Origin of the sequence: Ruegeria sp. ANG-R, from assembly GCF_000813985.1 — a bacterium.
GTDB lineage: Bacteria > Pseudomonadota > Alphaproteobacteria > Rhodobacterales > Rhodobacteraceae > Ruegeria.
On record NZ_JWLJ01000001.1, the window covers coordinates 382,697 to 395,690 of the forward strand.

Sequence of the window (12,994 nt, forward strand, 5' to 3'; positions counted from 1 at the left end):
CGCAGGGCCCGCCGGAATCGTATCTTGTTACTGGCAGGCGTAAGAAACGCCGTTGGCTGCGTCGATCTTGCGGATCACGTCCCAGAATTCCTGATAGGTCATCTCAAGGAACTGACCCTCATTCGATTTCGAGAACTCAGCCTCAAGCGTCGTGCCGTCCCAGTCGAAGTTGAAAAACGCGTTGCGGATTTTCTCCTGCAATTCAGGTTTCAGGTTGTACACGGTGCCAAAACCCGTCGTGGGGAATGTCTGTGACTTGTAGATCGTGACAACATCATCTTCGCCGATCACGTCGCGCAATATCATCCGCGACTTGACCGAGTTCGCGATCGAGGCCGCCAGATAGTCCTTGTTGGCAACGCCAAGGATCGAGTTGTCGTGCTTGCCCGAATAAACCGGCTCAAAGTCGCGTTCGGGCAGCAGATCAAAGTCACTTTTCAGAATGGCGGACGGCGCCTTGAAGCCCGAATTCGATGTCGGTGACGTAAAGGCCAGTTGTTTGCCCTTGATGTCCTCGACCTTTTCGATGCCCGAACCGGGATAAGTTATGATCTCCATCTCGTATCCGAAATTGCCGTCCTTCGAAGCCATGATCGTGAAGGGCCGGAAACCGGCGCAGTTCACCGCCAGCGGGTTAGAGCCGGTGTTGAACCCTGCAATATGCAAACGTCCCGAGCGCATCGCCTCAATTTGAGCGGCGTTATTCTGAACCGGGAAGAAGACAACATCCTTACCGGTTTCGGCTTTCAAATGATCAAGAAAGTCTGACCAAGCGGTTTTGTAAACGGCGGGGTCTTCAACCGGAGTATAGGCGAAGATCAGCGTGTCGGGATCAATCTGTTCGGAAGGATCGGTAGGGATGTCCGCGATCAGGTCGCCATCGGCGTCGCAGAAGCGTTCGTCCAGATCGCCGCGCGGGCAGTCTTGTGCCGATGCCGTTCCCGATAGCGACAGCAGCGCGATTGCGGATGCCCCGATCAGTAATTTGATGTCGAAATTCATGCTTTCCTCCCAGTCATGCGTGGCTTTTATGTCCACGGTTTGTCGTTCGTTGTAAGGGTTGTTCAGCGACAAGGATCTCGACCCCGGCGCTGTTGATCGCACTCAGTAAATCCTCCGTTGGCTTGTTGTCTGTTACGATGGAATCCAGTTCGTCAAGATCGCCCACATGCGACAAACCTTTGCGGCCAAACTTCCCGGAATCAACCAGAAGATGTCGTTTTGCGGCGCGTGCCAGCATCATCCGCTTTACGGCCGCAAAGCCGCGCACTGTTTCTGAGGGCCCCTCTGCCGAGAAACCGGACGACCCGATTATGCAGCGATCGACATTGAAGCGGGACAGGAATTCCAGTGTCTCTGTCCCGATGGTCGCAGATTCCGTCGCCAGATATTCGCCCGGGCACAGAATGACCTCGGCGGGTGTGTGGCCAAGCGTCATGGCGACCGGAACCGAGTTCGTAATGACCGTGCAATGGGTGCCCCGGTAAGCCAGCATTCGAGACATCTCGATCGTGGTCGATCCGGAATCGATCATCACTGTCTCGCCTTCCTGAATCAGCTCGGCTGCGCTTTTGCCAATCTTTTCACGCTCTTCAAGGCGGGCGTTGGTGCGCTCGTCCAGGCTTGGATAGCGCCCTTGGGTCGGGGCGGACGCGCCACCATGCGCGCGGGAAATAAGGCCGTCATCAGCAAGGGCGTCAAAATCTCGGCGAACTGTTTCCGCCGAGACGTTGAACCGCTGCGCCAGTTCGCTGATCCGGACGTGGGGACGAAGTTTCAACTCCAGCAGAATCTCACGACGGCGGTCGGATTTCTTTACCCGACCTTGGCCCTCTCTGGCCTCAGTACCGCGCGTTTCCGTTCTGGACATCTGGAAATCCGACTCAGTTTCAAACTCACTTTTGTGGTGTTTCGGGCGTTTTGCAACAATTTCTGTTGCAAAGTCCTCGATTCGTTGTGAGAATTCAAAGGACTCTACCCGTTTGGGGACGCAGAATACGGAATGTACCAGCCTATCATTTTCAGAAAGCCGGTCAGATGAGCTTCTTTGAGAGCCGACTGTTGATGATTGTATGCGCTGTCCGCTCGGCATCGTGGCATTGGAGAAGTGCATGAGCGAAAACGAGACCGCAGATCAGATAGCAGCGCTTCCCATGCGTTGGGACAAATCCAACAAGCTACGTATTCTTATGGTCACTTCTCGCGACCGGGGCCGGTGGGTCATTCCCAAAGGTTGGCTGATGGACGGTAAGAAACCTTGGCACGCCGCGGAAATCGAAGCGCTGGAAGAGGCTGGCGCGGTCGGCTTCATTTCCAAGAAGTCAATCGGGCGCTTTCACTATGACAAACGATACGAAGGAAAAAGCAGCGTTCATTGCCGCGTGACGCTTTATCCGTTGATTGTGGAAAAGCTCAAACGCCGCTGGAAGGAACGTGACCAGCGCAAACGTCACTGGTTCTCACCTGCCAAGGCCGCAAGGCTCGTGGAAGAAGAAGAACTGTCGCGTTTGCTGAGGGGGTTGTCAGACAATCAAGAAACTTTGGCGGTTATCGAGAAGTTGCGAAAGGCCGCATGAGGAAGGGCATAGAAGAACCGGGAAATCCGGATGCAGCGAACATATAGGGAGAAGAGACAATGAAGAAGTTTACATCCACGGCGTTGGGATCGCTTGTTGCCCTTGCGGCATCCATGTCAGCGGCACAAGCGGACAAGCTGACGCTTTATTGCTCGGCGCAGGAAGACTGGTGTCAGCTTATGGCGCGCAGCTTTGAGGATGCGACCGGCATTGACGTCAATATGACGCGTAAGTCTTCGGGTGAAACCTTTGCTCAGATCCGCGCCGAAAGCTCGAATCCGAAAGGCGACGTCTGGTGGGGTGGCACAGGCGACCCGCATCTGCAGGCTGCAGAAGAGGGCCTGACGATGGAATATGTCTCGCCGATGCGCGATCAGCTCCATGACTGGGCGATTTCTCAGGCGGAAAGTGCGGATAACAGAACCATCGGTATCTATTCCGGTGCGCTTGGTTACGGCTACAATGCCGATCTTCTTGCCGCCAATAACCTGCCCGAACCGGCTTGCTGGAAGGATCTTCTGAAGCCCGAATACAAGGGCCATGTTCAGATGGCCAACCCGAACTCGTCGGGGACGGCTTACACGACGCTGGCCTCGATGGTGCAGATTTTCGGCGAGGATGAAGGCTTTGACTTCATGAAAGGGCTGCATTCGAATATCAACCAGTACACCAAGTCGGGCTCGGCCCCGATCAAGGCCGCCGGTCGTGGTGAGAATACGATCGGTATCGTATTCATGCATGACGCGGTAAAGCAGGCCGTGTCAGGTTTCCCGATCAAAGTCGTCGCCCCCTGCGAGGGAACCGGGTACGAGATCGGTTCGATGTCGATCATCGAAGGCGCTCGTAACGAAGAAGAAGCCAAGAAGTTCTATGACTGGGCCTTGTCGCCCGAGGCACAGAACCTTGCCCTTCAGGTCAATGCGTTTCAGGTGCCGTCCAACAAAGGTGCCGAGACATCGGAAAGCGCGCCGGACATGAGCCAGATCAAGCTGATTGATTATGACTTCAAGAAGTACGGCTCGTCGGACGAGCGGAAGCGCCTGCTACAGAAGTGGGATGAAGAGGTTTCGGTGCTGCCGCAGTAAATGACTGAAAAGACGACAAAAGCGACCCATCCGGTTTTGGTCTTCTGGATCATCGCCGGGTGGGTCGGATTCTGCCTGCTGCCGTGGTACATGGTTGACGGTGGCCTGTGGTCGTTCGAGTGGCTGCTGGATGGCTACCCGTTCGACGAAGATTATGCTCCAGCGGCCTTTCTGATCGGGCAGGGCGAGAAGCTGTGGCTTGCGCCGCTGCTCATTGCACTTTTGCTGCCACTATTGGTGCTGAGACGCGCCAAATCCGATCCGCTCTATGCCCGCATTCTGATCCTGTCGGGGGCGCTTGGGTTCGGCTGGCTGATCGCGCAAGGGTTCAGCATCGGTATCCGAGGCTTTAACTTCGACTGGCTCGAAGCCCTGTTTGGCGAGCTTGAGGATCGACAGTTTGGCATGGGCTATGGCGCGATGATCTGCGCGTCGAGTTTTCTTTTCTTGCTGACCCAGGGTGTCGCCGCGCGTGGGGCGATTAACGGAGACGTCTTCGTCGTCAGCGCCATCGGCGGTGTGATCACCATCGTTACTGCGTTTGTGTTCTTTCCCATCGCCAAGATGTTGTTCGCAGCTTTTGTGACAGAAGAAGGCGCATACTCCATCGCGGTGTTCTTCTCGAAATTCTTTGATGACCGGCTTTGGGGGCTGGGATGTTTCTGGGGTGCGCGATGCGGGGCGGCCTGGAACTCGCTATTCCTCGCCATTCTGGTCGGCTTCATCACCACGGCGCTTGGCTTGTGCTTTGCACTGGTCGTGACCCGCTCGGGCTTTCGGTACAAGCGCGCATTGCGCGCACTAACTGTTCTGCCGATCATCACGCCGCCATTTGTCATCGGCCTGGCGCTGATCCTTCTTTTTGGTCTTTCGGGTTCGGTCACGCAGTTCTTCGCTGAGTTGTTCGGCACACAACCCACGCGCTGGCTGTATGGAATGCCGGGTGTTCTGATCGCGCAGACGCTCGCCTTTACACCCATCGCGTTTCTTGTACTGATCGGAGTCGTGGAAGGGGTGTCTCCGTCAATGGAAGAGGCGGCCCAGACATTGCGCGCGAACAGATGGCAGACGTTCAAAACTGTGTCCTTGCCGCTGATGCGTCCCGGCCTTGCCAATGCATTCCTTCTGGGCTTCATCGAAAGCATGGCCGATTTCGGCAACCCGCTTGTGCTGGGTGGCAATTTCGATGTGCTGTCGACCGAGATTTTCTTTGCCATCGTAGGCGCGCAATACGATCAGGGCCGTGCCGCGGTTCTGGCTATGGTGTTGTTGTTCTTCACGCTTTCTGCATTTTACGCGCAGCGTGCCTGGTTGGGTAAAAAGAGCTACACCACTGTCACTGGCAAAGGGGACGCTGGCGTACATCCATTGATGCCAACCGGGCTTTCCATCCCGGTTCTGACGGTCGCCCTTGGTTGGGCCGCGTTCACTATCGTCGTCTATGCCATGATCGTTTACGGCAGCGTGGTTGAGCTGTGGGGGGTCAATAATTCCCTCACGTTCAAACACTACGTCACTGCCTTCTCGGTTCGGTTCGAAGCAGAGGGTATTCGCTGGACGGGGGCCGCATGGGACAGTTTCTGGACCACTATCACCATCGCCGCAATCGCCGCTCCGTTGACGGCTGCCGTAGGGCTTGTGACGGCCTATCTTCTGACCAGACAGAGTTTCGCAGGTAAAGATGCCTTTGAGTTCGGCACCATGTTGTCCTTCGCTATCCCCGGTACGGTGATCGGCGTCAGCTACATTCTTGCCTTCAACGTGCCGCCGATTGAGATCACAGGCACGGGTGTTATCCTTGTCGTCAGCTTCATCTTCCGCAACATGCCGGTAGGTGTCCGGGCAGGCATTGCAAGCATGTCGCAACTGGACCGCAGCTTGGACGAGTCCTCGCTGACACTGGGCGCTAATTCCTGGCAGACATTCCGGCGGATCATCCTGCCTCTGCTGCGCCCGGCAATTCTTGCCGCCCTTGTCTACAGTTTCGTGCGGGCCATGACGGCGATTTCGGCAGTGATCTTTCTGGTCAGCGCGGAATATGACATGGCGACCAGCTATATCATTGGGCGGGTCGAGAATAATGACTATGGTCTCGCCATCGCCTATTCCACCACACTGATCTTTGTGATGCTGTCAGTTGTTGCCCTGATGCAGCTGATCGTGGGCCGGACCAAGATCGGGCGGCGAATGACACAGTCGCGGACCAATGTTTAGGAGAGTTTGACATGAGCCTGCAGTCCAAAGCCGCGCCGGTTCGGTTCGAGTCCGTCACAAAGATGTTCGGCAAGGACGTGGTCGCGGTCGACAACATCGACCTGCATGTCGAGGCCGGAAAGCTGGTCACGTTGCTGGGCCCTTCAGGCTGTGGCAAAACAACGACCCTGAGGATGATCGCAGGGCTCGAGATGGCAACCTCGGGCAAGATCACCATCGGGGACCGCGACGTAACCAAACTGCCCGCGACGGACCGTGACGTGTCGATGGTGTTCCAGTCCTACGCGCTGTTTCCCCATATGAGCGTGCTTGAGAATGTCATGTACGGCCTCACCTTTTCGGGCTTCGCCAAAGATGAGGCCCGCAGCCGCGCGCTGGACGGTTTGGAGCTGGTTGGTCTGAAGGGTTTTGACGGCCGTCTCCCGTCAGAACTGTCTGGCGGACAGCAGCAGCGCGTCGCCGTTGCGCGGGCTTTGGTGTTGGAGCCACAGGTGCTGCTATTTGACGAACCTCTGTCTAATCTCGACGCGAAACTGCGCCGTCAGGTCCGAGAAGATATCCGGGCCATCCAACAGGATCTTGGCCTGACGGTCGTCTATGTGACACATGATCAGGAAGAGGCTCTGGCGGTATCAGATGAAATTGTCGTGATGCGAAACGCAGCCATTGCTCAGATTGGCACACCCCGTCAGCTATACGACGCCCCGAATGATCGCTTTGTTGCGGATTTTATTGGCGAGGCGAACCTGCTGGCCTGCCAGATCGTCGCCGTCGATGACGATATGGCCACCATCGAGATTGAGGGCTATCGCCATACGTTGCTGTCCCGCGGCTTGCCCGAGGGCCCTGCGACCGTTGCCATCCGTCCCTCGCGCCTCGTGATCGGGTCCGAGCAGGGAATTGCTGCCACCGTCGCTAAGGCCACCTATGTTGGCGTCCGCATGGAATACACTCTGACCGGAGCCTTCGGACAGGTCTTCGCAGTTCATGACAATGTGGACGCCCCGCTTGAACCCGGTACCGAACTGCGCATGGGCTTTGCCGATAAGGGGCCAGTCCTGTTGCCCGAATAGATGCCCAGGCTTCTGGTCATCACGCATCCCGAGGTTGCCATCGACCTGGAAGTCCCGGTTACGGACTGGACGCTTGATGAGACAGGTCGCCGCCGCGCCGCCGCGTTTGCCGCCGATGGAGCATTCGCCGGGGTCACTAAACTCTGGACCAGTACGGAACGAAAAGCGCGCGATACAGGTGAGATTCTGGCCGCATCTAGAAACCTGCCAGTACAACAACACGTGGCCCTGGGTGAAAATGACCGCAGTGCGACGGGCTTTCTACCGCGAGAGGAATTTGAAGCTGCCGCTGATGCGTTCTTTGCGCTTCCCAACACCAGCTTTCGTGGTTGGGAAACGGCGGTCGAAGCTCAGCGGCGTATCCACGAGGCGACCACTTGTATTATAAACAAACACGAGGGCAATGATCTCGCCCTTGTCACTCATGGGGCCGTCGGAACGCTGCTTTGGTGCGCCTTGTCGGGGCAACCTATCGACCGGAAATACGACCAGCCCTCGCAAGGTCACTATTGGCAGGCAGATCTGCTGACACTCAAACCGCTGACCGGTTGGCGTTCAATCGGTTAGTCGGTCAGGAATTCCATGCATTTTCTGCGATGTCTCGCAAAGCTTCAAACACATCGGGTGTTCCGGCGATCACCCGACCACCACTACGGATCATGGCATCGGAATCCTGATCCTCGATCCTGCCGCCAGCTTCTGCGATCATCAATTGTCCGGCCAGACAATCCCAGGCGTTCATGTGCTCTTCGACATAACCCAGTAGCCGGCCCGCAGCGACGTATGCCAATGACAGCGCACCGCTGGCATTTCGATGAAACATCGCCCTGTGCTCGATCAGGTCCGCAATGATCGGCACGACATGGTGCGCTTCGATCCGGTTCGAGTATCCAACGGCGACCGTTCCCTGTTGCAAAGCGATACCCGAGGCAACCTGCATCGGTGCGCCATTCAGCGTTGCCCCACCTCCCAGCGCCGCCACAAAGGTCTCATCGACATTTGGGTCGTGGATCACACCGATCTCTGTCTTTGCCCGTGCGACGCCTGCCAGTACGATTGTCCAGGCCGGAATGCCGTTGACGAAATTTGTGGTGCCGTCGATTGGGTCGATCACCCAGTCAAAACCACTCGTGCCAACCGTTTCGCCGTATTCTTCGCCAAACACGCCATCGTCGGGCCAGGTTTCGGCAATCTTCTGACGAATGAAGGTTTCGACATTCCGATCCGCCTCGCTGACCCAATCCTGCGCACCTTTCTGATCGACGATCAGAGCGCCCCGGTTTGCAAAGTATTTCGCTGCAATTACACCAGCTTCCTTGCAAACCGAGACCGCGAAATCCCTGCGTTCAGAAAGATCATTCATGGCCATTCCATTTCTTATCTATCGGTTGTTCGAAACTTTGATCCCTTAGGCTTGGAATGGCAAACGCCAAATTCAGATACAGGCTGCTGCGAAATGAGCCCTTCTGATTCAAGCCGGTCCATGGCTGCGTTCAGCGATCCTGAGGTAGGTCTTTGGTCTCGCGCAACGCTACAGGTCCCAGAGAGTCGCGCCACGTGATGGTCGCCGGCAGTTCCAGACTCTCGGCAGGCGTTTCACCGTATTCGCCGTTCCGCATCGCAACGAGCAACCTAGCCGCGTGCATTCCCATTTTTCTATGCGGAACATGGACGGTCGTCAGTCCCGGGGAAACAATCTGCGCGATCTCGATATCGTCGAAACCGGTGATCGAAATATCCTCTGGGACGCGTAAACCCAGTTCGCGTGCGCGGGATAACGCTCCTGCCGCCAGCACATCGTTGCCGCATAAAACGGCAGTTGGCCTGTTGCGTGACTGAAACAGAGTCTGAAACGCATCTGCGCCATTCGAAATCGAATAGGGCGTTTCGATAATGGGCAAATCAGCGGGGTTCAGATCGTACTGGATCAAAGCGTCTATCACGCCTTGGCATCTTTCACGGGCGCGGTCATTTCCATCCTGCGGCGCGGAAATGACGGCTAGTTCGCGATGTCCCAGCTTTAGGATTTCTTCAGCCAGCATTCTCATGGCTTTGCGATTGTCGAATCCTATCGATGTTCTGGGTATCGAGTGGTCTATCGACCACGCTATCACGTGCGGAATGCCCTTGCTTTCCAACAGAGCATAGCTTTGTGGGGTTCGATCATGACCAATCAACAAAAGGGCGTCGGCGCCACGGGCGATCAGGGCGCGGATCTGTTTTTCCTCCAGTTGGGGGCTGTAGGACGAACTTGAGACAAGCAATGTAATGCCGTTCTGCTCAAGCTCTTCCTGAAACGCCTGAAGGCCACGTGCGAAGATGGCGTTCTCCATGGTCGGAATGATGGCACCAAACGTATCCGTTCGTTTAGCCGCAAGGGCGCGCGCACCGAAATTTGGCGCGTAGCCCAATAGGTTAACTGCTTCGAGAACTTGCTTTCGAGTGGCTTCGCTGACGCGTTCAGGGGCGTTCAGACATCGCGATACAGTTGCAGTTGAAACGCCTGCTCGTTGGGCGACGTCCTCCAGTGTCGGGGACGCGTTCGCGCGCCCGGATTGCTGTCTTCGAAGTTTTTCTTCGGGCATTAGTCGGGTCCATTGATTCTGCGATCAGCGCAGTCCGCAGTTTTCGAATTTCTAGCAAAGCGTTTAGAGAGGTACAAATGTAAGCGCTTGCATGAAATAATGTAAGCGCTTACATTTACGGCGAATCGACGAAAAGGGGAAGGCATGTACCTGATTATCGCAGTGGTTCTGTTTGCAATCTTCGTCGTCAACGTGGTTCTGGGGGCGCTTTCGGGTTCTCCCTTCCTTGGTGACATCGGAGAGATGCTGATGCTGTTCGCCGCATCCATCGCCTTCGTTGTGGCTGTTCTTCGCCGTGAGGAGGCGGCGAAGGATTCTGAATAACCAAAAAAATCGTGACGTGTAGGGAGGAAAACATGGATCGTGACAGACATGGACTGGCTTCGGAGGAACGACGTAATTTTCTGAAGTTGGCCAGTACCGGCAGCTTTACTGCGGCTGTCGTCGCTGGCGCTGGTGGACTGCTTTGGTCAAGCGAAGCCGCAGCGCAAACCGCAAAAGAAGAAAAAGAACGCGAAGCGGCAGCTGACCACATAATGACGCTCGCCACCGCATATGTGCTTGGTGCGTCGCGCAGCTATCCAATCATGCAGCTTGATCTGAAAGAGAACATTCAGAATGCGACCAACGGTAAGGTTTACGTGAAACTTGCACCGGGTGGTCAGCTTGGGGCGGGAGGAGCGTTGGCGCAGGCGGTGCAGACCGGCACCATCCAGTGTGCGCAGCACTCGCTGTCAAATTTCGCACCTTATGCAAGCGCGGTCGATCTGATCAACATGCCGTACTTCTGCGGTTCGAACCAGCGCTTTACGAACCTTGTTGGCTCGGATGCCTGGAAAACGGAGGTGCACCCCAAGATCGAGGCATCTGGCTTCAAGGCTCTGTTCTATGTCGTCATCGACCCGCGTGTTGTCGCGGTGCGTAAGGGCGGTAACAAAGTCATCACACCCGGCGATCTGGACGGTGTGAAGTTCCGCGTTCCGGGCTCGAAGATGTTGCAGCAGTATTACCGCATGGTTGGCGCAAACCCGACGCCTGTTGCGTGGGGCGAGACGCCCTCGGCCATCAAACAGGGTGTCGCGGATGCGCTTGATCCATCGGTCGGTGCGTTGTTTGTCTTTGGCTTCAAAGACATTCTGAGCCATGTGACCTTCACTCAGGCAGTACCCGACAGTCAGGTCTATTCGATGAATCTGGAGTGGTTCAATTCATTACCCTCTGACGTGCAGGAAGGTATCGAATGGGCCGGTGAAATGACGACTGACCAGAACCTGGCCAAGGTCCCGTCGGCGCGGACATACGCGATGGCAGAGCTGGCCAAAGCGGGCGTTGAATTCCACAGCCTGAGCGATGACCAACTTGGCGAATGGCAGGCGGCCGGTGGCTACCAACTGCCCGACTGGGATGAGTTCAAGGTCGAACTCGCCGGCTCGATGGACAACTTCGCGAAACTCGAAGAGGCCGCCGGCACCATGGGCCGCCACTACGTCCACGACGCGTAAGCCATTGGCGTTGGGCGGCACGGGAAACGCCGCCCAAACATCCCAAATTTGGAAATCGGACCGCCGGGCGCATCAATGCCTCCGGCCAACGGGAGAGTTACATGTCGCGGATTGTTCGACTTCTCGACCAGAACGCAGAGCGATGGCTTCTGCTGGTGTTCTACACGATGCTGGTTGCGACAATGTTCATCGAGGTGATGCGCCGCGAAGTGCTTGCCTATTCCTCGATCTGGGGCGAGGAAATTGTTCGATACTCATTCATCTACCTGGCATGGATCGGTGCCGCCGCGGCCGTGCGTGAACGCGGCCATATCCGCATCGATGTCGTCATGCAGTATATCGGCTGGCGCGCGAAGGCGGTGCTCTACATCTTTGGCGACATCGTCATGTTTGTCGTGGCGATTGTGGCCTTCTACTGGTCGCTGGAGACGGTGCTGGTGTCCGGCAAGTTCGGATCGGTGACCCATGGGCTGCGGATCAGTCAAGTCTGGTTCCTGTCTGCTGTCCCCATCGGTTTTGGATTGGTCATCGTGAGACTGATCCAGTCTTTCCTGCGTGATATCAACGATCTTCGTAACGGGCGCCCCGTCTACGAAGGCGACAAGCTGTTCGATTGAGGAGGCACCGATGCTCTGGAACCAACTCAATCAAACCGTCGAACTCGGCTGGGATTTCTACGGTCCTGTAATCATATTCGTTGTCCTCGTGGCTTTGGCTGTGCCTGTCTGGGCCGCGATCGGGGCGTCAGCCATTGCGATGCTCTTGCTGTCAGGGGCGCTGCCGTTGTCTCTGGTCGGCGAAAGCTTGTTTCACGGCATCGACCACTTTGCCCTAACCGCTGTTCCTTTGTTCATCCTGACGGGGGACGTGTTGGTGCGCACGGGGCTCAGCCGAAAGTTCCTTGACGTAGCCGAAGCGTTGACTCAGTTCGCCAAGGGAGGCTTCGGTTCAGCAACCGTCCTTGTGTGCGGTATGTTTGCCGCCATTTCTGGCTCGGACGCGGCGGGTGCTGCGGCGGTGGGCCGGATGACGATCAACCGGCTAGTGGAGTCTGGCTATCCGCGCCCCTATGCCTGCGCTTTGGTAGCTGCGGGGGCCTGTACCGGCATCCTCATACCGCCTTCGATCGCTTACATCATCATCGGTCTCGTTCTGGGAATATCCGCATCGACCTTGTTCCTCGCAGCGGTCATTCCCGGCGTTGCCATTCTTCTTTCGATCCTTGCCACCAACATCATCATGAACCGGCTCTATGGCTGGGAAGGTGGTGGCAATATCAGCATGGGCGAGTATTTTTCGCGGTTGGGGACGGCCCTCAAATCCGGCTGGTACGCGTTCATTGTGCCGGGGATTATCTTCTATGGCATCTTCTCAGGTCGCTTGACCCCAACCGAAGCCGGGGCAACCGCCGTTGTTGTCACAATCATCATGGGGTTCATTCTCGGCACTCTGAAACTGAGCGATTTCCCGTCGATGCTGGTCAGTTCGGCCAAGGTGAACGGGGTGATCCTGCCAATTATCGCCTTCTCGCTACCATTAGCGCAGGCATTGGCCATACTGGGTGTACCGCAAGGGTTTGTCGCTGCGGCCACGTCGGTCAGCGAAGAGCCATGGGTTCTGATACTCATGATGATCCTGATCCTGATCGCATCGGGATGCGTGATGGAGACGACGCCAAACATTGTGATCTTGGCACCGATCCTCAAACCGTTGGCTGACAATATCGGCATGAACGAGATTCAGTTCTGCATCATGATGATCACCGCGCTGGGTGTTGGCTTTATCACGCCGCCGCTTGGGCTGAACTTGTTTGTCGTGTCCGGGCTAACAGGCGAATCCATCCTGAAAATTGCCTACCGCGCCATACCCTTCGTGCTGTTCATGCTGATCGTGACGCTGTTCATCGCGTACCTGCCGACGATTTCAACCGTCTTTCTTCCTGACATTTACAAGTAGGAC

The 12,994-nt window shown here is 56.3% G+C and carries 13 protein-coding genes; 9 read left to right on the forward strand and 4 right to left on the reverse strand.

Annotated elements, in window-relative coordinates; all coding sequences use genetic code 11:
* Nucleotides 1-27: 27 nt before the first annotated feature.
* Nucleotides 28-1,002: a phosphate/phosphite/phosphonate ABC transporter substrate-binding protein gene (gene phnD, locus RA27_RS01745; RefSeq protein ID WP_039534400.1), complete on the reverse strand. Its 975-nt coding sequence runs from the start codon at nucleotides 1,000-1,002 to the stop codon at nucleotides 28-30.
* A 13-nt stretch (nucleotides 1,003-1,015) separates the two neighbouring features.
* The gene (locus RA27_RS01750; RefSeq protein WP_052265135.1) at nucleotides 1,016-1,870 is read right to left on the reverse strand and encodes a DeoR family transcriptional regulator; all 855 of its coding nucleotides are present in this window, start codon (nucleotides 1,868-1,870) and stop codon (nucleotides 1,016-1,018) included.
* Between the two features lie 241 nt (nucleotides 1,871-2,111).
* On the opposite strand from RA27_RS01750, the gene RA27_RS01755 reads away from it, so the two are divergent.
* The 5 genes from RA27_RS01755 to RA27_RS01775 are packed head-to-tail and all read left to right on the forward strand — an operon-like array spanning nucleotide 2,112 to nucleotide 7,515.
* Entirely contained in the window at nucleotides 2,112-2,576 is a 465-nt protein-coding gene (locus tag RA27_RS01755; protein ID WP_039534402.1) for an NUDIX hydrolase, read from the forward strand.
* A gap of 59 nt (nucleotides 2,577-2,635) precedes the next feature.
* Nucleotides 2,636-3,661 (forward strand): ABC transporter substrate-binding protein, encoded by a 1,026-nt coding sequence (locus RA27_RS01760; RefSeq protein ID WP_039534405.1) that lies wholly within the window; start codon nucleotides 2,636-2,638, stop codon nucleotides 3,659-3,661.
* Complete coding sequence (locus RA27_RS01765) at nucleotides 3,662-5,875, forward strand: iron ABC transporter permease (protein WP_039534408.1); 2,214 nt, start codon at nucleotides 3,662-3,664, stop codon at nucleotides 5,873-5,875.
* Nucleotides 5,876-5,886: 11 nt separating this feature from the next.
* Nucleotides 5,887-6,948, forward strand: coding sequence for an ABC transporter ATP-binding protein (locus RA27_RS01770; RefSeq protein ID WP_039534414.1), 1,062 nt, complete (start codon nucleotides 5,887-5,889; stop codon nucleotides 6,946-6,948).
* Entirely contained in the window at nucleotides 6,949-7,515 is a 567-nt protein-coding gene (locus RA27_RS01775; RefSeq protein WP_039534415.1) for a histidine phosphatase family protein, read from the forward strand. It abuts the gene before it with no gap.
* Between the two features lie 4 nt (nucleotides 7,516-7,519).
* Here RA27_RS01775 and RA27_RS01780 read toward each other — a convergent pair whose 3' ends face one another.
* Together RA27_RS01780 and RA27_RS01785 are read right to left on the reverse strand one after the other, a co-directional pair.
* Nucleotides 7,520-8,311 carry an inositol monophosphatase gene (locus RA27_RS01780; protein ID WP_039536787.1) on the reverse strand — a complete coding sequence of 264 codons (792 nt, stop codon included), beginning with the start codon at nucleotides 8,309-8,311 and terminating at the stop codon, nucleotides 7,520-7,522.
* A gap of 130 nt (nucleotides 8,312-8,441) precedes the next feature.
* A complete protein-coding gene (locus tag RA27_RS01785; protein ID WP_052265136.1) occupies nucleotides 8,442-9,533 on the reverse strand; it encodes a LacI family DNA-binding transcriptional regulator in 1,092 nt (363 codons plus the stop codon).
* Between the two features lie 144 nt (nucleotides 9,534-9,677).
* Here RA27_RS01785 and RA27_RS01790 point away from each other — a divergent pair, with 144 nt between their 5' ends.
* The 4 genes from RA27_RS01790 (at nucleotide 9,678) to RA27_RS01805 (ending at nucleotide 12,991) form a co-directional block, all read left to right on the forward strand.
* Nucleotides 9,678-9,857: a hypothetical protein gene (locus RA27_RS01790; protein ID WP_039534417.1), complete on the forward strand. Its 180-nt coding sequence runs from the start codon at nucleotides 9,678-9,680 to the stop codon at nucleotides 9,855-9,857.
* 32 nt (nucleotides 9,858-9,889) lie between these two features.
* A complete protein-coding gene (locus tag RA27_RS01795; protein WP_039534418.1) occupies nucleotides 9,890-11,035 on the forward strand; it encodes a TRAP transporter substrate-binding protein in 1,146 nt (381 codons plus the stop codon).
* Between the two features lie 101 nt (nucleotides 11,036-11,136).
* Nucleotides 11,137-11,652, forward strand: a complete 516-nt coding sequence (locus RA27_RS01800; protein WP_039534419.1) for a TRAP transporter small permease — start codon at nucleotides 11,137-11,139, stop codon at nucleotides 11,650-11,652.
* Nucleotides 11,653-11,662: 10 nt separating this feature from the next.
* A complete protein-coding gene (locus RA27_RS01805) occupies nucleotides 11,663-12,991 on the forward strand; it encodes a TRAP transporter large permease (protein ID WP_039534420.1) in 1,329 nt (442 codons plus the stop codon).
* Nucleotides 12,992-12,994 lie beyond the last annotated feature (3 nt).